The sequence below is a fragment of the Aggregatibacter actinomycetemcomitans genome, from assembly GCF_023518055.1.
GTDB lineage: Bacteria > Pseudomonadota > Gammaproteobacteria > Enterobacterales > Pasteurellaceae > Aggregatibacter > Aggregatibacter actinomycetemcomitans.
On the sequence record NZ_CP085096.1, the window covers coordinates 1986882 to 2007039 of the forward strand.

Annotated in this window: 22 protein-coding genes, 2 tRNA genes and 2 pseudogenes; 1 reads left to right on the top strand and 25 read right to left on the bottom strand. The window is 43.1% G+C overall.

The genetic code is table 11. The features are described 5' to 3' along the window. Nucleotide 1 precedes the first annotated feature (1 nt). The 18 genes and pseudogenes from recC to LIN98_RS09815 all read right to left on the bottom strand — a co-directional run bounded on the left by recC (nucleotide 2) and on the right by LIN98_RS09815 (nucleotide 13923). Complete coding sequence (gene recC, locus LIN98_RS09735) at nucleotides 2-3418, bottom strand: exodeoxyribonuclease V subunit gamma (RefSeq protein WP_014167945.1); 3417 nt, start codon at nucleotides 3416-3418, stop codon at nucleotides 2-4. Nucleotides 3419-3429: 11 nt separating this feature from the next. Beyond that, the gene (locus LIN98_RS09740) at nucleotides 3430-3732 is read right to left on the bottom strand and encodes a DUF5374 domain-containing protein (protein ID WP_005545595.1); all 303 of its coding nucleotides are present in this window, start codon (nucleotides 3730-3732) and stop codon (nucleotides 3430-3432) included. Continuing rightward, nucleotides 3707-4402 carry a DUF2572 family protein gene (locus tag LIN98_RS09745; RefSeq protein WP_148321775.1) on the bottom strand — a complete coding sequence of 232 codons (696 nt, stop codon included), beginning with the start codon at nucleotides 4400-4402 and terminating at the stop codon, nucleotides 3707-3709. Before LIN98_RS09745 ends, LIN98_RS09740 begins: the two co-directional genes overlap by 26 nt. Further along, entirely contained in the window at nucleotides 4399-5142 is a 744-nt protein-coding gene (locus LIN98_RS09750) for a PulJ/GspJ family protein (RefSeq protein ID WP_148326111.1), read from the bottom strand. The genes LIN98_RS09745 and LIN98_RS09750 overlap by 4 nt, the downstream gene beginning before the upstream one ends. Next, nucleotides 5129-5263 (bottom strand): annotated as a pseudogene (locus LIN98_RS10455) (type IV pilus minor pilin ComGF family protein); the annotation flags it as partial. The pseudogene LIN98_RS10455 and the gene LIN98_RS09750, both read right to left, overlap by 14 nt. Nucleotides 5264-5297: 34 nt before the next feature. Beyond that, nucleotides 5298-5435: pseudogene (locus tag LIN98_RS10460) on the bottom strand (prepilin-type N-terminal cleavage/methylation domain-containing protein); the annotation flags it as partial. Nucleotides 5436-5547: 112 nt separating this feature from the next. After that, nucleotides 5548-5624: transfer RNA gene (locus tag LIN98_RS09760), tRNA-Lys, on the bottom strand. Nucleotides 5625-5649: 25 nt separating this feature from the next. Further along, a tRNA-Lys gene (locus tag LIN98_RS09765) sits at nucleotides 5650-5725 on the bottom strand. A gap of 319 nt (nucleotides 5726-6044) precedes the next feature. Then, nucleotides 6045-6512 carry a peptidoglycan-associated lipoprotein Pal gene (gene pal, locus LIN98_RS09770; RefSeq protein ID WP_005544510.1) on the bottom strand — a complete coding sequence of 156 codons (468 nt, stop codon included), beginning with the start codon at nucleotides 6510-6512 and terminating at the stop codon, nucleotides 6045-6047. Nucleotides 6513-6526: 14 nt separating this feature from the next. Further along, the gene (gene tolB, locus LIN98_RS09775) at nucleotides 6527-7807 is read right to left on the bottom strand and encodes a Tol-Pal system beta propeller repeat protein TolB (RefSeq protein ID WP_005545588.1); all 1281 of its coding nucleotides are present in this window, start codon (nucleotides 7805-7807) and stop codon (nucleotides 6527-6529) included. 34 nt (nucleotides 7808-7841) lie between these two features. Next, the gene (tolA, locus tag LIN98_RS09780; protein WP_005545586.1) at nucleotides 7842-9050 is read right to left on the bottom strand and encodes a cell envelope integrity protein TolA; all 1209 of its coding nucleotides are present in this window, start codon (nucleotides 9048-9050) and stop codon (nucleotides 7842-7844) included. A 16-nt stretch (nucleotides 9051-9066) separates the two neighbouring features. Then, nucleotides 9067-9489 (bottom strand): colicin uptake protein TolR, encoded by a 423-nt coding sequence (tolR, locus tag LIN98_RS09785; RefSeq protein WP_005545585.1) that lies wholly within the window; start codon nucleotides 9487-9489, stop codon nucleotides 9067-9069. Between the two features lie 85 nt (nucleotides 9490-9574). After that, a complete protein-coding gene (tolQ, locus tag LIN98_RS09790; RefSeq protein WP_005545584.1) occupies nucleotides 9575-10264 on the bottom strand; it encodes a protein TolQ in 690 nt (229 codons plus the stop codon). A 29-nt stretch (nucleotides 10265-10293) separates the two neighbouring features. Then, nucleotides 10294-10698 (bottom strand): tol-pal system-associated acyl-CoA thioesterase, encoded by a 405-nt coding sequence (ybgC, locus tag LIN98_RS09795; protein ID WP_005545583.1) that lies wholly within the window; start codon nucleotides 10696-10698, stop codon nucleotides 10294-10296. Nucleotides 10699-10813: 115 nt separating this feature from the next. Then, complete coding sequence (gene ybgE / locus LIN98_RS09800; RefSeq protein WP_005587199.1) at nucleotides 10814-11092, bottom strand: cyd operon protein YbgE; 279 nt, start codon at nucleotides 11090-11092, stop codon at nucleotides 10814-10816. Nucleotides 11093-11096: 4 nt separating this feature from the next. Next, the gene (locus tag LIN98_RS09805; RefSeq protein ID WP_019518193.1) at nucleotides 11097-11195 is read right to left on the bottom strand and encodes a cytochrome bd oxidase small subunit, CydX/CbdX family; all 99 of its coding nucleotides are present in this window, start codon (nucleotides 11193-11195) and stop codon (nucleotides 11097-11099) included. Between the two features lie 11 nt (nucleotides 11196-11206). Beyond that, a complete protein-coding gene (gene cydB / locus LIN98_RS09810; RefSeq protein WP_005542295.1) occupies nucleotides 11207-12343 on the bottom strand; it encodes a cytochrome d ubiquinol oxidase subunit II in 1137 nt (378 codons plus the stop codon). 14 nt (nucleotides 12344-12357) lie between these two features. After that, nucleotides 12358-13923 (bottom strand): cytochrome ubiquinol oxidase subunit I, encoded by a 1566-nt coding sequence (locus LIN98_RS09815; RefSeq protein ID WP_005545579.1) that lies wholly within the window; start codon nucleotides 13921-13923, stop codon nucleotides 12358-12360. Nucleotides 13924-14374: 451 nt separating this feature from the next. Here LIN98_RS09815 and LIN98_RS09820 point away from each other — a divergent pair, with 451 nt between their 5' ends. Then, on the top strand, nucleotides 14375-14686 hold the full coding sequence (locus LIN98_RS09820; RefSeq protein ID WP_005542297.1) for a DUF5339 domain-containing protein: 312 nt from the start codon (nucleotides 14375-14377) through the stop codon (nucleotides 14684-14686). A gap of 53 nt (nucleotides 14687-14739) precedes the next feature. On the opposite strand, the gene ruvB is transcribed toward LIN98_RS09820, so the two are convergent. From ruvB to LIN98_RS09855, 7 genes are all read right to left on the bottom strand, one after another. Beyond that, a complete protein-coding gene (gene ruvB / locus LIN98_RS09825; RefSeq protein WP_005545577.1) occupies nucleotides 14740-15753 on the bottom strand; it encodes a Holliday junction branch migration DNA helicase RuvB in 1014 nt (337 codons plus the stop codon). Between the two features lie 14 nt (nucleotides 15754-15767). After that, on the bottom strand, nucleotides 15768-16382 hold the full coding sequence (gene ruvA / locus LIN98_RS09830; RefSeq protein WP_005545575.1) for a Holliday junction branch migration protein RuvA: 615 nt from the start codon (nucleotides 16380-16382) through the stop codon (nucleotides 15768-15770). A 63-nt stretch (nucleotides 16383-16445) separates the two neighbouring features. Then, complete coding sequence (gene ruvC / locus LIN98_RS09835) at nucleotides 16446-17018, bottom strand: crossover junction endodeoxyribonuclease RuvC (protein WP_005545573.1); 573 nt, start codon at nucleotides 17016-17018, stop codon at nucleotides 16446-16448. A gap of 55 nt (nucleotides 17019-17073) precedes the next feature. Further along, on the bottom strand, nucleotides 17074-17484 hold the full coding sequence (locus tag LIN98_RS09840; protein WP_005545571.1) for an ACP-like domain-containing protein: 411 nt from the start codon (nucleotides 17482-17484) through the stop codon (nucleotides 17074-17076). An 11-nt stretch (nucleotides 17485-17495) separates the two neighbouring features. Beyond that, on the bottom strand, nucleotides 17496-18236 hold the full coding sequence (locus tag LIN98_RS09845; protein WP_005567678.1) for a YebC/PmpR family DNA-binding transcriptional regulator: 741 nt from the start codon (nucleotides 18234-18236) through the stop codon (nucleotides 17496-17498). 33 nt (nucleotides 18237-18269) lie between these two features. Continuing rightward, entirely contained in the window at nucleotides 18270-18716 is a 447-nt protein-coding gene (nudB, locus tag LIN98_RS09850) for a dihydroneopterin triphosphate diphosphatase (protein WP_005542305.1), read from the bottom strand. A gap of 105 nt (nucleotides 18717-18821) precedes the next feature. After that, entirely contained in the window at nucleotides 18822-20090 is a 1269-nt protein-coding gene (locus LIN98_RS09855; protein WP_005571754.1) for an NRAMP family divalent metal transporter, read from the bottom strand. Between the last annotated feature and the right edge of the window lie 68 nt (nucleotides 20091-20158).

The following is a 20158-nucleotide window of genomic DNA, read 5'->3' on the forward strand; positions in this document are numbered from 1 at the left end:
GCTATTTTTCCCTTTTGATAGCTTGCAACATCGGTGCAAACCAAGCGTTTACCTGCCGATTGATCCAATTCAAATCCAATTCCTGCGTTTGCACCAGTACGCGCCGCCAATATAAATCGCCAGGCGAACGCTCATCGCCCATAGCGATTTTATTTAACAGGGAAAAACACTTGTCAACATCCACCGCACTTTCATCGGCAATCAGCTTCAAATACGCTTCAAGGTTTGTGGTCGGAATAAGCTGTAATTGCGTCCGCCCCGCCAAATAACTTTCCACATAAATTTGTAGCTGGGCAACGGCGTCCTGTTGAGGCAACACATTAAACCGCACGCGCTGATCTTTCCCCTGGAAAAGCGATTCCGTCGGCTGTTCCTGCGTGGCGCATAACAATAAGTGATAAAGCCAGGCTTCAATACGATCTTTGTCTTTTACCGTCGCCATGCGCCAAGTGACGCGCTGTAGATTGTCACCGTATAAATAGGATATGTTGCCCGACAACGTCATGTCACCCTCTTGGGTCAGCACGGTGAATTGCAAAAAACGGCTTTGCGGCGTTTGGCTTACATAATCGGCGATATTGCCTTTAAATTCCGCCACATCCGCCAGCAACTGATTGGCATAAATGGCGGAGAACTCCCCGCGCGGCAACACGCCTTTGACTTTCAGACGCGCAAAAAACGCGTCGGTTTGCTGCTCGTCTGCTTCTAACAAATCCGCATGAATGGCGTATTTTTCCAAGGCATTATCCAAGGCGAAATTTTCGCTATCGGCAATGCTTTCTTCCTGTTCGGAGAAATTCACGCCAAGGCGTTTTTCAAAGAAAAATTTCACCGGATTTTTCACAAACGCCACCAAGCGGGAAAACTCGATTTCTTCTTCCGGCTCCGCATCCGCCATCATCGGCTGAATAAAATCCTGCAAGGTTTGATTTGCCTGCGAATTTGCCAAAGGCAGCCACTGTTGCGCGAAAGATTGCATAAAAGTGCGGTCGTTTTTTTCAAAGTTTTTGCGACTGAACGCCGTCATGCCATGTTGTTGAATCAGTCGTTCGCGCCACTTGAGATTTCCCGCTGGGGTATTTTCTGCCGGCAGATTTTCCACGATGTAATCCAACAACTGACTCACCAGCACCGACGGCTCCCGTTCCTGATTATCGGCGATGGAACGTCCGATGTAGCTGATGTACAAATAATCCTGCGCCGACAGCAAGGCTTCAAGGAACAGATAACGATCGTCATCACGACGGGCGCGATCGCCTTTTAAACGATGATATTGCATTAAATCGAAACTGTTCGGCGCTTGTTGACGCGGGTATTCGCCGTCGTTCATACCGAGCAGACAAACTACTCTGAACGGAATAGAGCGCATCGGCAGCAATGTACAAAAATTCACTTTGCCGGCGAGGAAGCGGTAGTGATTCGGATTTTCCTCCAACGCATTGTTCATGACATCTGCCACCACATCCACGCCCAACGCGTCGTTAAAATGCACCTCCGCTAACTGTTCGGCAAATTGCTGGATCACCTCTTTAATATAAAACAGGGTTTCATCGGTTTCCGCCGTGGCGGAGAAGAATTTATCGGTGAGCGCCAGTAAATGCTGTTGCCATTGTTCCATGGAATAACGGCTTTGCAGCGTTTGGAACCAATCAAATAACGCTGCTAAAAATGCCGCCAATTGCCCCGCCAGCTGCCCTTTTAAGCCGAAACTGTTATCCAGCCCGAGGCTGTCTTGCCAAATGCCGTTTTCTTCACGCAAGGCATAGCCCAACAACATTCGCTCCAAGCCCGCCTGCCATGAATTGTAGTTACTTTCCGCTTCGTCATTTTTTGCTAAGCCGAAACGCACGCCGGCATTTTTCACCCAATCGCGAATTTGCGCCAAATCCTGCAATTCAATATTAAAGCGTTGGCGAATTGCCGGCACATCAAGCAATGCCAGCACGTCTTCTGCACTAAACGTGCTTTCTTTCAGCTGCAATAAGGTCAGAAAACCGGCGATAATCACGTTATTCTCCGATAATTTGTTATCGGAAATGGAAAACGGAATAGCGGTCTGCGGCGTTGCATTTTGCCCGAATACAGCGCGGATATACGGTGTGTATTTATCAATATCCGCCACCATCACAATAATGTCTTTCGGCGTTAAATCGGGTTCTTGTTGCAACAAATGTAGCAAATAATCCTGCAACACTTCCACTTCGCGCATCATGCTGTGGCAGGAATGGAAGGTTAAAGTGCGGTCATTTTCCCGATAGTTTAACGGCGTGGAGCCATTCGGAGTTAAATGCAAAATACGGTGTTGGATTTGGCTTAATAAATTGTGCGGCGTGATTTCCACATAGGCAGAAATATCATTGGGTTCCAGCTGCGCCAATAAGTAGGAAAAATCCCGTCCCAGCTTACCCCAAGATGCCAATAAGGAATTACCCACCTGTAATTTTTCCTGCGCATAAGTCAGCTCCCAATGTTGCTGCGCCTGTGCAGCCTGTTCCGCCGATAATAAAGGCTTATCTGCGTGATTAAAATAATCGGTGCGAGTACGCAACGCCAGTTTTTCTACGAATTTCGGATCAACGATGTCGCCCCAATATTCCTCGCAGGGATTATTAAAAAACAAGTGCACATCGCAATATTGGCTGATTGCCTGAAAAATTTCCAAATAAGCCTTTGGCAAGGCGGGAATGCCGAAAATAAACAGGCGTTCCGGCAAAAAGAGCGGTCGATTTTCACGGAGTTTTTCTAATAGCAGTTGGTGCAAATGGGCGCGGTGTTGTACCAAATCCAGCCCGGTATCCGCTTTCACCGCCCGCACCAAGGCGCGCCACAAAATGCCTTGCCATGCGATATTTTGCGTAATCTGCGCCAGTAAACGTTCATTATTTAGACTTAATTGGCTCTCGATTTGTCGGCGAATGTCGTCGTCTTGCTGATTTTCCCAAGCGGCAATCCAGTCCGGACGATAAACCAAATATTGGTCGAATAAATCGGCGATTTTCCCGGCAAGTTGATAAAGTTTAAATTGCTCCGATTGGGCGGAATAGGCTAAGTAATGACGCAAAGGGCGCAGCGCATCCTGTTGTAAATATTGAGGAATCAAACGAACCAAACGCCACATCATGGCATTTTTGTTAAATTGATTACTTTGCGCTACATCGAGCAGGTTTTCCGCATAAAGTTGCCAGATAAAACTGGCGGGCATAGGAAAGGCGAAGTTCGCCGCAATACCTTTTTGTCCGGCAATTTGCAGTTGCAGCCATTGCGCCATGCCCGGGCTTTGCACCAACGCGATTTCCGGCTGTAATGGGTTGTTCAGCGGTTGACGTTGAATTAATTCAACTAAAATGTCTTTTTGCACCTCAAGTTGATTGGAATGATAAACAGTAAACACGCCGCCTCCGGAAATTTGCCCTAACATAAGTGGGGCTATTATAAACTAATTTCACCGCGAGGATATTTTACCGACACCTGATTTTGCGAACAAATCACCTGAAAACGAATTTGATTTTGCTGCACCTGTGATTCACAAGGCAACCCGAGAAAACGGCGTTGATGCTGATTTTCGGCAATTTGGATGGCTTGAAAACGCTGATAAATTTCCACCGCACTTTTTCGTTGCACATTGCCCCATTGGTTAAACGTGAGAAAAATCCCGCTGAATAGACTTAATGTAACCAATAAAGACAACAGGCTCATGCCTTTGTAATTAATTTTCCGTAACCGCGAAATCATACCAACTGTTCTCCGCCAAACGCCATCGGCTGTACTGTTGCACGATGTGCGCAACGGTGCTTTTGGAATAAGTGACTTTAATATCCTCATCCAAGGTTAGTTTCCCTTTCGTGATCACACTCCCGCTGATTTTGCCTTTTCCCCGAATATGTAAATCACCCTCCGCCACAATCACCGCATTCACATTCTTATCAAGCGTCCATTCCGTTTCGTCGGCGTTAAACCAATATAAGGAAGGCGGTTGCTTCCTTACGGAATTTTTGGGCGGCCCGGAGAGTTGCTCACGAAAAATCATCAGCCCGCTTTCAGCAATAAATTGCGCTAACAAGCCTTCATGCAGATTTCTCACCGGTGATTTTTGAAATAATTTATCACGTTGGCACCAAATATGATGTCGAATGCCATCGGGAAAGGGCGTTCCTTCCAAAGAAAACTGTACTAAAAACACATCACCGTTTTCATCGATCGGCACCTGTTCACATCGTTCCCGTTGTGTGGATTGACTTAATGACAATAATTTAACCTGTTGTTCAACATAAAGATTTCGCTGACCGGCAATGGCTGAATACAGGCACAATAAATCATCATTAAATAGCATGGTTAACAGCAAAAATGCACTGAGCAATAATAACAGGCTCATCGTCATCATACCGCGGTGAAGCCGTTTCATTCTTTGGCTCCGTTTAATAAAGGCACGATCATGGAGGTTTCATATTCGATCTGTTTATGTCGTTTAAAACGTCCACTGAGGCGAATTTTAATCCCCTTTTGTTCCGACAGCCAATCAAAACTCAACTGCGAAATTTCATATTCTTTCTCGTCCAGTAAATCTGCCCAACCACCGTAATGGCACGCGGATTGTTGCGTATAACGGCGGCATTCTTCTTGTATGCAGTTTTGCTTCACCGCACTTTTGTAGGTCAAACGAGTTTCCAGCATGTTTTGGTTAAGTCGATAGCCGAACAATTCGCGCTCAATTTCTCTTGTATTGTTACGCCCGTTCACAACACAAGCATCGCCTTTATAATTTCCGCCGATACACCCATTGGCATCCAAGTCATAAAAGAACAACACGCAGCTGTTATTTTTCTCGCCATTCACTTGCGCGATGGTCACTGCCGATGGTGTATTTTCTTGCTCAAATAAGGCGATATTATTTTGTTTTAATTTATTATTCACGGCACGAAAACCGCTTCTTGCCAAATCTTTCCCCATTAATTGAATGACGCGTTGTAATTCCATTTGTAACTGCAAACGCAGTAACATTTCCCGATTTTGTTGCTGATGTTGGCTATAAAACTGCATGATGACGAGAAATAAAGAGCTCGAAAGCGCCACGGAAATCATCAGCGCAACAAGGCTTTGCCCGTGATAAGGCGGCACGTGGAAAAACGCTCTATTCTTCATCATTGACACAAGCACTCAAAGATTGGTTATCCTTTAATTTCAAACTGCCCACATTAAAGAACGAAAACAAAGTACGCTGCTGATTGGCTTGTAGCACAAAACAAGTGGTAGAAGCCGTATGCCGGCAAAGCCAGTGTCAGTAACAGGCTGATAATAAATAATGCTATTAACATTTCCAACAAAGTGAATCCCTTTTGCATAAACGTTCCTTTTTTTGACCGCACTTTAAAGGAATAAAGCATGGAGAAAAATAAACGAAAGGCAATTTTGCGAGCAGGATCGCAAAGTGAAATCATTTGATGGGTATTTTTGGGTAACGATGGAGAAAATTACGTTCGATTGAGACGCAAAAAATAGCTGAAAGGTTATAGTGTAAGAGATTATAGACCGAGGTATAAAGATTTTAGTTGGTGGGTCGTATAGGATTCGAACCTATGACCAATGGATTAAGAGTCCACTGCTCTACCAGACTAAGCTAACGACCCATTATTCGGATATGTTATTTAAAAATGGTGGGTCGTGAAGGATTCGAACCTTCGACCAACGGATTAAAAGTCCGCTGCTCTACCGACTGAGCTAACGACCCATTATTTGGGATATATTGTTTAAAAGTGGTGGGTCGTGAAGGATTCGAACCTTCGACCAACGGATTAAAAGTCCGCTGCTCTACCGGCTGAGCTAACGACCTCGTTAACATCTAACAACGAGGGCTTATAATACTGATTTCAGTTTAATAATCAATAAAAAATTTTGTTTTTTTATTGATTTGTTTGAATACCATCAAAGATATGTATTTCAAACAAAATAAAGTGCGGTCAGTTTTTTTATCATTTTTCTACTAATTAGGCGAATTGATACCAACAAAAAACCGGGCTTATACCCGGTTTTTATACATTCCAGCAAAATTAGTATGCTAATACTGCACGACGGTTTTTAGCATAAGCAGATTCGTCATGACCTAATACTGCCGGTTTTTCTTCACCGTAAGAAACGGTGGATATTTGACCTGCTTTTACACCTTTAGCAGTTAAAAAGTTTTGTACTGCACGTGCACGGCGTTCACCTAATGCCATATTATATTCCGGTGTACCACGCTCGTCGGTGTTACCTTCAACACGCACGCTTGTTGCAGGTGTTGCATTTAAGTATGCTGCATGAGCATCTAAGATTTGAGTGTATTCACCTTCAATATCATATTTATCAAAGCCGAAATACACGGTGTTGTAGCGTTGTTGTAAATCTTGAACGGAATAGCCACCAAATGTTTGACCATTATTGCTACCACTACCGCTTTCGTTTTTGTTGGATGATCCACACGCCGCTAACACAGCCACAGAACCAGCAACTAACAATGCTTTCGTAAATTTATTCATTGATTTCTCCTTGTTTATTTAGTTAAGTATGGTGACCAAGCCGGAAATTTAACTTGTCCATCATTCCCAGGTAAACGTGCCTTAAAGCGACCGTCAGTGGATACTAATTGTAGCACCTTTCCTAAGCCTTGGGTAGAACTATAAATAACCATGATACCGTTTGGTGAAATACTCGGACTTTCATCCAAGAAGGTGGAACTTAACACCTCAGAACTGCCTGACGTCAAATCTTTTTTAACGATATTATTGTTTACATCAACCATAACTAATAAATTACCATCTGAACTGATTTGACCGCTACCGCGCCCACCGATAAGAGAAGCACCACCGCCGGATGCACTCATACGATAAACTTGAGGCGAGCCACCTCTATCAGAAGTGAACACGATGGACTGACCATCAGGCGACCATGACGGTTCGGTATTATTACCCGCACCGCTGGTTAACTGAGAAACCTGTCCACTGCCCAAATTAGTCACATAAATATTTAACACACCGTCCTTTGAAGACGCAAATGCAAGTCTGGAACCATCCGGTGAAAATGCCGGTGCGCCGTTATGTCCCGGGAAAGAAGCAACCACTTTACGCGCCATAGAAACAAGATCCTGTAAGACAACCTGTGCTTTCTTATTTTCAAAGGTTACATAAGCGAGTTTTTTACCGTCCGGTGACCATGCCGGTGACATAAACGGTTGAGAACTTCTATTCACGATAAATTGATTAAAACCGTCATAATCTGCCACGCGCACTTCATAAGGCTGGGAACCGCCATTTTTCTGCACGACATAAGCAATACGGGTTCTGAACGCACCACGAATACCGGTGAGTTTTTCAAATGTCTCATCACTTATCGTATGTGCACCATAACGCAACCATTTTTGCATTACCGTATATTGATTTTGTGACAAAATTGAACCAACGCTGCCCATGGTATCAACCAATTGGTAAGCAATATCAAAACCACCATTGGAAGGAGTAACTTGTCCAACAATAACGGCTTCAATGCCTAATGCCGACCAAGCTTCCGGATTAACTTCCGATGCCGAAGTCGGCTGTTGCGGCATCTTGCTTTCCGGCAACGGATTAAATTTACCGCTATTACGCAAGTCTGCGGAAATAATCTCAGCGATATTTGCCGGCGCACTACCAGGTCCATTCCATTTAAATGGCACGACAGCAATAGGGCGGGCAGAATCCATGACTTCATCAATCACGATTCGCACCTCTGCTCGGGCTACCATGGCAAACCCTAACAGCATAATAAATAAGCCAAAAATTCGAATAACTACTTTCATTTTTTCTCCTATTGTTTAAAAGTGCGGTGAAAATCTACCGCACTTTTCTTGGGTCAAAGGTTACAATGGACCTTTTAAATATTTCATATTCTTCCGGCGTAGGCGGTTCGTTCATTTTTCTGGTTTGACCAATAGCATTTAAAGCCGCCCCACATAAATCATTTGGCCCGGAAACCTTTTGGTAAGATAAAATAGTGCCATCACTAGAAAGCTCAATTCTAATATCACAGACCTTACCAAAAAAACGACTATCACCACGAAAATATGGCTTCACAGATTTATAGATAATACCTGCATACCTCGAACCCGCCTTACCGCCATCGCCTGCGCCCGCTGAAGCACCTGAACCCTGGCTGCCTTGTTTATTTATGTTACTACCTTGCAAAGCACTGCCGCCGCCCACATCACCGCCATTAAAAAAATCATCTAATGCATTTTGATCAGCTCGACGTTGCGCATCCGCTTTCGCTTTGGCTTCCGCATCTGCCTTAGCCTTGGCGTCAGCTTTCGCTTTAGCATCGGCCTTAGCTTTTGCTTCTGCGTCAGCTTTCGCTTTAGCATCCGCTTTGGCTTTTGCATCAGCTTCCGCCTTCGCTTTAGCCTGCGCCTCTGCTTTTGCCTTAGCTTCCGCCTCTGCTTTGGCTTTTGCCTCTTGTTTTGCTTTCTCGTCTGCCTGCACTTTGGCTTTTGCTTCTTCTTCCGCTTGTTTTGCAGCATCTGCTAAACGTTTTGCCTCAGCTTCAGCTTTGAGCTTAGCGGCTTCAGCAGCCTGTTTGGCTTTCGCCTCTTCTGCCTGTTTTTGCTTTTCCAAGGCTTCTAAGCGAGCTTTTTCTTCCTGTTGCTTTTTCTGTTCAGCCAAGAACCTTTGTCTTTCCAGCTCTTTTTGCTGTTCCAGTTCTTTCTGACGGGCAATTTCCTGTTGACGTTGTTGCTCTTTTAACACTTCCCGTTGTTTTTCTTCTTCCCGTTTCTGCTCTTCACGTTTTTGGTCTTCAAGGGCTTGTTTCTTTTGTCTGTCCGCCTGACCTTTTTTCTGTTGTTGAATTCGCCCCCATTCCTGCGCTGCCGAGCCCGTATCAACCATCACGGCGCCGATAACTTCACCGTTATCGCCTTCACCGCCGCCCATAATGTCAATATTATGGTAGAGCGAGCTTAAAATTAACAATCCGAACAACGCTAAGTGCATTATGATGGAAATCACAACTGCATCAACATCACCTTTTTGTCGCTTATTCTGCACAATGTCACCTATTTAATTAAATTGGGTTTGTCATTAAACCAACGGATTTGATGCCGGCAAGATGAAGCAAATTGAGTGCTTTAATGACCTCTTCATAAGGTACTTCTTTGGCACCGCCGACTAAGAACATTGTATTGTTATCTTTATCAAATTCTTGTTTTGATAGTTGGGTAACCATCTCTTCGGTAAGATTTTCCGTACGGGTGCCGCCGATTGAAATGGCGTACTGACCGATTCCCGACACTTCTAAAATCACCGGTGTTTTGTCTTCCGTAGAAACATTTTGACTTTGAACCGCATCCGGCAGTTCAACTTCTACGCTTTGACTAATAATTGGCGCAGTAGCCATAAAAATTAAAACCAATACTAAAAGCACGTCCAAAAACGGAACAATATTGATTTCGGATTTTATATCACGGCGCTGGCGACGATAGGACATATCAACCTTCTAAATCTGGAATCTAAAAACGCTTAAAATAATGACCGCACTTTTAGCATAAAGTGCGGTAAGAATTTTCGGTAAATTAATTGTGATGGTTTTTACCAAACACTTGACGGTGCAAAATGGTGGTAAATTCATCGATGAAATTGCCGTAATTTTGCTCAAGTTTATTCACACGTAAACTCAAACGGTTATATGCCATTACTGCAGGAATCGCAGCAAACAAACCGATAGCCGTTGCAATCAATGCTTCCGCAATGCCCGGTGCTACCATCTGTAAGGTGGCTTGTTTTGCGCCACTTAAGGACAGAAATGCGTGCATAATCCCCCAAACCGTACCGAATAAGCCGATATACGGGCTGATGGAAGCCACCGTTGCCAAAAACGGTACGCGGGTTTCCAGATCTTCAATTTCACGATTCATGGATAAATTCATAGCACGGGTGCTGCCTTGGATAATGGCTTCAGGCGCATCCGGATTAGCTTGTTTTAAGCGGGAAAATTCTTTAAATCCTACATAAAAAATCTGTTCGCTGCCGGTTAACCCATCGCGACGGTTAGATAAACCTTCATAAAGTTTATTTAAATCTTCGCCGGACCAAAAACGATCTTCAAATGCCATGGATTCTTTCAACGCTTTGGTTAATACACGGCTACGCTGAATGATGATAGCCCAAGAGGTAATTGAGAAAATGATTAAGATTAAGATAACGAGCTGAACTACGATACTCGCTTTTAGAAATAAATCTAAAAAGTTTAACTCTGCTGCCATTACATACTCCGAAAACAACTGGTTAATTGTTACTTGATTAACATTGTCTTGATTTTCTGCGGAATTGCCACCGGTTTCATCTTACCAAGATCAACATAGGCTACCTTGACGGTAGCCCGACATAAAAGGACATCATCCCGCTTAATCGTTTGAGAAAAAATAATTGAAGCGCCTTTTAGCTCGGTTACAGCAGTTTCCACTTGTAACAAATCGTCTAATCTCGCCGCAACACAATAATCAATGTTCATTGATTTAACGACGAAAGCGCCTTTATTCTCATTTAACAACGTTTGTTGGGAAAAATTAAATTCTCTTAAACATTCTGTTCTTGCACGCTCCAAAAAATGTAAATAGCGTGCGTGATAAACTACGCCACCGGCATCGGTATCTTCATAATAAACACGGGCGGAATAGTAAAAAGCTTTTTGCTCCAATCTTTCTTCCTTACCTTACGGGAATTTAGAACACAGGAAGCCGATTATTCTAGAGTGCCTAAAAATGATTGGCAAGCTTGAAATTATACTTATTCCAAATATTAATGTGTTGACTTTAATTATGCAGGAGCGCACCGATCCCCGCAATATAACCAATCCAAGGCATGAAAATCACACGCCATAAGCTTAGCCGAATTTCAAATCCAATGCCGTGAATCCATAGGACTATCGTTCCCCAAATCAAACCAAAAACGTAATAAAATTCGACCGCTCTTAGTTGTGTGGCAAATTGATTGACATTGAAAAAGAAAAATATCGTGAGTATTAGAGCTAAAATAAATGAAAGGGTTCGAAACGAACCCTTATTTACTGATTGGTACAATGAGTTAATCATTCAATTACTCGTCAAATTTACCTGTCTTTTCAATACTAATGGTCACAACCACACTTAGCATAATGGCTAACAAAACACCAAATACCCAGATAACATAGAACATAATCTTTCTCCTTAATATAGTGAGTTTTTGTTTTCTTCAATGAAACTGCTATCAATGCGACCAAACATTTTGTAATAGGCCCAAATGGTATAAGAAAGCAGAATCACCACAAAAATTAATGACAAGAAGAACATTAATGTTAAGGTTAATTTACTTGAAGTAGCATCCCACATTAATAAACTCATTTCCGGATGAGAAATGGATGGCATCACAAATGGGAACATAGCAATTGCAGCGGTTAAAATCACACCGGCCATGGTTAATGATGAGAACAAGAAGGCAAAACCACAACGATTTGCTTTCGAGAATATTGCGTTAAGCAATGCTCCCCCTACAGCCAATACCGGGAATAACCATAAAATCGGCATTTCTTTATAGTTGTTAAACCAGGCACCGGCTTGTACTGCCACTTCTTTACCAATCGGATTGGAAGGCGCGTTGTGATCAATCACACTGGTGACAACAAAACCATCTTTGAAAGATAACCATACACCAGCCAACACAAAGGCGATTAATGTCACGGTTGCACCCACCTGAGAAATCACGCAAGCGCGTGCACGCAATTCTGACGTGGTTTTCATTTGCAGCCAGTTCGCACCATGGGTGGTTAACATTGCCAAACTGATTACACCACAAAGCAATGCAAACGGATTTAACAACCCAAAGAATGTACCGGTGTATTGTACCTGTTGTAACTCATTGAATTCAAACGGAACACCCTGTAATAAGTTACCAAATGCTACACCGAATACCAAGGACGGAACAAATCCACCGATAAACAACCCCCAATCCCATGCCTTACGCCAGGTTGGATTATCAATTTTGGCACGATATTCAAAACCGACAGGACGGAAAAATAAGGCGGCTAACACTAAAATCATCGCAATAAAGAAACCGGAGAATGAGGTTGCATAGACTAACGGCCATGCAGCAAACATTGCTCCACCGGCAGTTAGCAACCAAACTTGGTTACCATCCCAGTGCGGCGCGATAGTATTAATCATAATACGCTTTTCAACTTCTTTTTTACCGGTAAAAGGTAATAGGCTTAAAACGCCCATATCAAAACCATCGGTAACGGCAAATCCAATAAGCAATACGCAAACTAGGATCCACCATACAAAACGTAGAAATTCATAATCAAACATAGTTAAGCTCCTGCCTATTTAGAGGATTGTTCGAAATAATAACGGCCGGTTTTTAATGCACTTGGACCTAATCTTCCGTATTTAAACGTTAAGTACATTTCTACGACGAGGAATAAGGTATATAACGCACAAATCAAACCGATAGAGAACCACAAATCACCCGGCGCAAGCTTGGAAGCAGAAACACCTACCGGCAATACTTCATAAATCGCCCAAGGTTGACGACCATATTCCGCCAAAAACCAACCGCACTCAATACCAATCCACGGCAGTGGCAACCCCCACAATAATGCTTTTAATAATAACGGACGACTGCCTACGGTTTTACGAACATTTTGTACAAAGGCAAGCAGCATTAGCAGTAAAATCGCACCACCGGTAGCCATCATCACACGGAAAGACCAGAATGTCGGTGCTACTTTAGGAATTGTATCTGCTGCTGCCTGTTTAATTTGTTCTTCAGTAGCATCAACCACGTTATCGGTATAACGTTTTAACAATAAGCCGAAACCTAAATCTTTTTGTACTTTATCAAATTTCGCTTTTGTTTCTTCACTTGCCTGACCATTTGCCTTTTTCTCCTCTCTCAGTTGTTGCAATAAGGCATAGGCCTGGATACCACTACGCACACGTTCAAGATTACGTTCTTGCAAATCGATCAAACCACTGAATTGTTTGTCAAATGAACGGGTAACAATAACCCCTGCTATATATGGAATTTGCAAGGAGAAATCATTTTTCTGCTCTGCTTGATTTGGAACAATAATCATATTCCAGGCTGCCGGAGCCGGCTGGGTATGCCATTCGCCTTCCATTGCAGCCAACTTAGTCGGCTGTGCGTAGCCGATTTCATAACCGGATTCGTCCCCCATGATTAACAAGGAAACCACAGAGATAATACCGAAAGTAGAAGCAACAGAGAACGAACGTTTGGCAAAACCAATATCGCGACCTTTCAGTAAATAGTAAGAGCTGATTGCTAATACAAAGAATGCAGCGGAAACATAACCGGCGGATAAAGTGTGTAAGAATTTACTTTGCGCAATCGGATTCAACCACAAATCCATGAAACTGGTCATTTCCATCCGCATGGTTTCAAAGTTAAATTCGGAACCGACCGGAGATTGCATCCAGCCGTTTGCCACTAGAATCCACATGGCGGAAAGATTTGAACCGAACGCAACACAGTAAGTTGCCAAAAGGTGTTTACCTTTACTTAAACGATCCCATCCAAAAAAGAAAAGGCCGACAAAAGTAGATTCCAAGAAAAAGGCTAACAACGCTTCAATGGCAAGAGGTGCGCCGAAAATATCTCCCACATAATGAGAATAATATGACCAGTTAGTGCCGAATTCAAATTCCATTGTAACGCCGGTGGTTACGCCCAGCGCAAAGTTAATACCAAATAACTTACCCCAGAATTTGGTCATATCTTTATAAACTTCTTTATTTGTGACGACATAAAGTGTTTCCATGATAGCCAACAGAAAAGTCATCCCTAACGTTAATGGCACAAATATGAAGTGATATAATGCAGTCAAAGCAAACTGCAGTCTTGAGAGTTCAACAACGTCTAACATCTCGACTCCTTGTAAATGCTACAAGTCCTTAAATTATGATTACTTCGTAATCACCCCAGAAACTCAAAAATCTTTGAATCTTTAATTTAGGATTACCTTATTATAATGACTGCCACTTGCAGTTGTCGGGGTCGATTATTACATAGATAATCCAAACAGGTGGCATATTCTACTATTAAACGTAAGGATAAAAAATAGTAAATTATGCCAAGCTGATCACATTTTTAGATATAAATCAAAAATAATCAAACATAGGTGTTTTTTACTATTTTGCTCAAGATCAAATTATAAATTTCAATAACATCTTTGCAACACAAAGCATAGCGCCCTTGACCCGGTATGATTCAGTTCTAACAGTTGAGATTAAAAACTAGACATCACACATAAATTCTGATAACTTCTCGCCCAGTTTTATTGATTTCTTCCAACTTAACAAACGTAGGTCTCTCAGATGACAAACAAAATAACCGGAATTCTAACCGCACTTTGCATGGCAATCACTGTCAACAACGTTGCAAATGCTGCTCAAAACGATAAAAAAGCAGTAGAAATGCCAAAGCAGTGCAAAGATTTATTTAGTGAAGCCGAAAATTTAATTGCCGAAGCGGAAAGACAGCCCGGTACACATACCCAAGTAAATAAAATCAGGAGTAAGTTAAATCAAAGCAAAAAGCAAATCTTGGAAATGGAATTGGCAACACAAATCAAAAGTTGTAATGTGGCATTAGCTAAACTCACCAGCATGAAACAACAGCAACAGTAATCTACCCCATTCACGCTAAAGGCTTATTGGAATCCAATAAGCCTTCTTTTCGTTTAATCTTCGCGAGTAATTTTCTCAATACCAAAATGGCGATATGTGGTGAGTGTAGCAATTCGCCCCCTTGAGGTTCGCTGTAAAAAACCCTGTTGAATTAAGTATGGTTCCAATACGTCTTCAATGGTATCCCGCTCTTCCCCAATTGCCGCCGCCAAATTATCCAAACCGACCGGACCACCGTCAAAGCGCTCCAAAACTGCCGTAAGCAATTTTCTGTCTAAGTAGTCAAACCCCGCATCATCAATATCCAGCATGGATAGCGCTGCTTTAGCAATCTCTTCACTAATCATGCCATTGTTACGCACATCAGCATAATCACGCACCCGACGTAATAACCGATTGGCAATCCGTGGCGTGCCGCGAGAACGGCGGGCGATTTCATAAGCTGCTGTATCGTTAATTTTAAGCTGTAAACAGACCGCACTTCTGGACACAATAGAAGTTAAATCCGACACGGAATAAAATTCCAAACGCTGCACAATACCAAAACGATCGCGCAACGGAGAGGTTAAAGAGCCCGCACGGGTGGTTGCACCGATAAGCGTAAAAGGAGGTAAATCCAATTTAATAGAACGCGCTGCCGGCCCTTCGCCAATCATAATATCAAGCTGATAATCTTCCATTGCCGGATAAAGCACTTCTTCAATCGCCGGAGAAAGACGATGAATTTCATCAATAAACAACACATCATGAGGCTCCAGATTGGTCAACATTGCCGCCAAATCCCCCGCTTTTTCCAGCACGGGGCCTGACGTAGTGCGAATATTTACGCCCATTTCATTGGCAACAATATTTGCCAAGGTGGTTTTTCCCAAACCCGGCGGGCCAAAAATCAGCAAATGATCCAACGCATCCTGACGCAATTTTGCCGCCTTGATGAAAATCTCCATTTGCTCGCATACCTGCGGTTGCCCCACATAATCCGCCAGCAATTTCGGGCGAATGGCACGATCGATAACATCCTCGTCTAATTTTGCCGTCGCACTGATAATTCTGTCTGCTTCAATCATTTTCATTATCCGAATTATAATGCCGCTTTCAGAGCTTCACGAATGATCTGTTCGCTGGAAAGTTCAGGTTTGGAAACTTTCTTCACCATTTTTTCCGCGTCTAACGGTTTATAACCTAATGCCACGAGCGCCGCTACCGCTTCGTTGGACGGTTCAACCGTCGCCGATATTTCCGTACTAAAACGAGGTAAATGATCCGCCTGCACGAAGAAGTCGTTTGTTTTTACTTCTTTAAATTTACCTTTTAACTCCACCAATAACCGTTCGGCGGTTTTCTTGCCGATACCGGGAATTTTTACCAAACGGGAGAGTTCCTCGCGTTCAATAGCATAAGCAAATTCATCTACCGACATGGCCGATAAAATTGCCAGCGCCAATTTGGGCCCGACACCATTGGTTTTTATCAGTTCGCGGAATAAAGTGCGGTCGGCTTTTTGAGCAAATCCAAACAACAAATGGGCATCCTCACGTACCACCAGATGAGTAAATAAACAAGTTTGTTTGCCTACTTCCGGCAAGTTATAAAAACTTGTCATCGGCAGCAGTAGCTCATAGCCGATACCTTGCACATCCAACAAAATTTCCGGCGGCTGTTTTTCCATTAAAATACCGGTGAGATGACCAATCATAAGAATCCTAGTGATGAATAAAAAATTGTGCGTAGCATAAAATAAAACTGGATATTTATCCAGTTAAATTTTTAAGTGAAAGCGTCCCCGGCTGTATCGAGTGCGTAAAAGTGCGGTCAGTTTTTCCTGCGTTTCGTTTTGACCGGCCGAACTTGCCACATGGAAAGAATGCTGTATGGAATGGGCATGCGTAATGGCGATCGCCAAGGCATCTGCCGCATCGGCTTGCGGTTTATCGGAAAGTTTAAGAATGCGGGTGACCATCTCCTGCACTTGAACTTTATCCGCAGAACCGATACCGACCACCGTTTGCTTGATTAAGCGTGCCGCATATTCAAATACCGGCAAATTATGATTCACCGCCGCCACAATTGCCGTACCGCGGGCTTGTCCCAGTTTTAATGCCGAATCGGCATTTTTCGCCATAAAAACTTGCTCAATGGCAAACATATCGGGCTGAAATTGCGTGATAATTTCCGTTACACTGGCATAAATACGCTTTAAGCGCGTAGGCAAATCTTCTACTTGGGTGCGAATTGCGCCGCTGCCAAGATATTCCAAATGCCGTCCGTTTTGCCGAATCACACCATAACCGGTGACACGGGAACCGGGGTCAATGCCTAAAATAATGCTCATGAACTCATAAACAAACGGGTAGAAATCCTTTACCCGTTTTACCTCAAATTAAAAACTATTGGTTAGCTCTTGCTGTGGCTTTTGCATTGACTTTACAATTTTTAGCCAAGATTCTATCCACTTTCTTACCGCGTTGAGTCAACATTACGCCATCGGTTGCTGTTGCCGTATTTAATGAAAACCCGCTGTCAACGCTCCAGATGTATTTGTCGGAAATAAATGAAGGGAAATCTTTATCGACGTTACTCACCGGAAGAGATTCCGCAATCACCTTTTTGCGCATCACAACTTTCGCTTCAGTGGCTTCTTGGTTTTCAAATTGGTAAGTCACGGTAACGGTTCTTTTGTTACAAGAATAAACCACAGTTTTCTCCGATTTAACCGGTTGTGGTTCTTTCTTAGAAGCAGAACACGCGGACAGTACCGCAATGACTGCAACAGCAGATAATGTTTTTACTAATTTCATATATATGCTCCTTATAGCATTGCTGCGATTTCATCACTAATTTCACCGTTATGATATACGTTTTGTACATCATCACAGTCTTCTAACATATCGATTAAACGTAGTAGCTTCGGCGCAGTTTCTGCATCCAAATCTACTGTAGTGGAAGGAATCATTGTCACTTCCGCGTTTTCAACGTTAAACCCTGCCGCTTCAATGGCATCACGTACAGAACCCAAATCTTCCCAAGCGGTATAAATTTCGAAGGAACCGTCTTCTTGTGGCTGAACATCGTCTGCGCCGCCTTCAATTGCTGCTTCCATCAAAGCGTCTTCATCCGCCTGATTCACTAAAATCAAGCCTTTTTTACTAAACAAATAGCCCACGGAACCCTCGGTGCCTAAGTTACCGCCACATTTGGTAAAACTCGGGCGCACTTGGGAAATAGTGCGATTGGCGTTATCGCTTAAACATTCCACCATCACTGCCGCACCGCCCGGACCGTAACCTTCATACACGCGGGTTTCCATGTTGGTATCATCGCCACCGCCGACGCCGCGCTCAATCGCACGGTTAATGGTATCACGGGTCATATTATTGCTTAATGCTTTATCTACCGCCGCACGCAGACGCGGGTTAGAACTAACATCACCGCCACCGATTTTAGCGGCAGTCACCAATTCACGAATTAATTTGGTAAAAATTTTCCCGCGCTGAGCATCTTGTGCCGCTTTACGGTGTTTAATATTTGCCCACTTACTATGGCCTGCCATTTTGTATTCCTTCTCAATTTATTTAAATTCGGCTTATTTCAATAAATATTTTTTTATTGCTTCCGCATTATTCGGCGACTTTGTCATTTCAGCAGCTTGTTCGGCAGGTACCCATTGAAACGCTAAATGTTCCGTTAATTTAGGGGTAAATTCCTGCTCAACCGCCAATAAAAACCAATGTTCGCGACAATGGGTGATATTCGGTGCGTATTTATAGCGGAAATGCGGGAAAATTTCAAACGCTATGCTTTCGTTGCAATCAAAAAGTGCGGTTGTTTTTGACGGCGTTTTTAACCCGATTTCTTCCCATAACTCACGAATTGCGGCTTGTCGCGGTGTTTCATTTTCTTCCAGAGATCCCGTTACAGACTGCCAGAAATCAGGATCATCGCAGCGTTGCAGCATTAATACCCTGCCACTATTTTGGGCGGAGATCACAACCAGAACCGACTCATTACTTTTGTATTTCAATATGGTCATTCGTGTTATTGGAAATGAATGGCATAATACCTTGTCTTTAAAAAACTTTCAAAAAAATTACCGCACTTTACGGTAATAAAGTGCAGTAATCTTCTACCTTGTTTTTTAACTTAGCCAGCCTGCTTGTTGAGCGATGAATAACGCAGCGAATGCGGTTAAATAGAATAATCCAATAAAAGACAACCACAATAACCCGCCTTTCACGCTGTGCTTAGACTTCTTGGTTAAGGATAAATTTAGCCAGGCAAAAACCGGGGCAGAAACAAACGAGGCGATCATTGCGAATTTGAGCATCGGACCCACAGCGTTATTAAAACAGAAAATAATCACCAAACCGGATAACGCCGCCAAAACCATGGAAATGTTTAAGGTTCTGACCGAACACTCATGTTTACCGAGCAATAAACGCAAAGATTCCACGTTAGTGCGGGAATAACCGTCAATCACGGTGATAGTTGTGCCGAACATGCACATAAAGGCGATCACTGCGATCAGTAAACGCGCCCATTCACCGATGGTGCTTGCATACATATTAATAAGTTGTGCAATATATTTTCCGCCGACCATTTCAACGGTTTCAGGCAAACCAAATTGCACTAAGGCGCCTAGTGCCAGGAACACCACCGCTAAAATCGCCGTGCCGATATACCCCACGTTAAAGTCAAACAAACCGTCCTGATAAGACACTTTGGTCAAACGACGTTTAGCAACCACCCACATGGAATTAATCGCCGAGATTTCAATCGGGGCAGGCATCCAGCCCATGAGTGCAACTAAGAATGCTAATTTGCTCAATTCCCATGGCGAAGGCGCAACAAAATCTGCCGGTGCGACGCCTTGCATTCCGTTACGCATAACGGCAATCACCACTGCACTCACCGTCGTGACGGTTAAAGCAATCATGATGATTTTTGATAATCTGTCTAAAAGACGATATTTACCTAACAATAGAATCCCTGTTGTAATAACAATGACTAATGAACTTAACACCGGCATTGGCAAAGGGATTGGTGTAATAAATATCAGAATCGCAGCAGTTAATAACCCCACCGCTGCCGTATTAACGACTGTTGCAAAGACATTTAAAATAAGAAATAACCACAAATAGAAACGCCCTTTTTGGCGATACCCTTCCAACAAGGTATTGCCCGTATCCAAGGTATATTGCACACCAAATCGGAAAAAAGGATATTTGAATAAATTAACCAGGATAACAATGCTCACCAACTCCCAACCATAAATTGCACCGGCTTGGGTTGAAGCGATAATATGCGAACCACCGACAGCAGCTGACGCCATGACAATGCCCGGACCTAAGGCAGAAAATTTACTCGCCCAAGTGGATTTTTCTACCAGATTTGAAACTTCACTCATAAAATATCCTCTTATAAATTGACCATAAAAATGCAATGGAAACCATTTATAATAGAATTTAACAATTG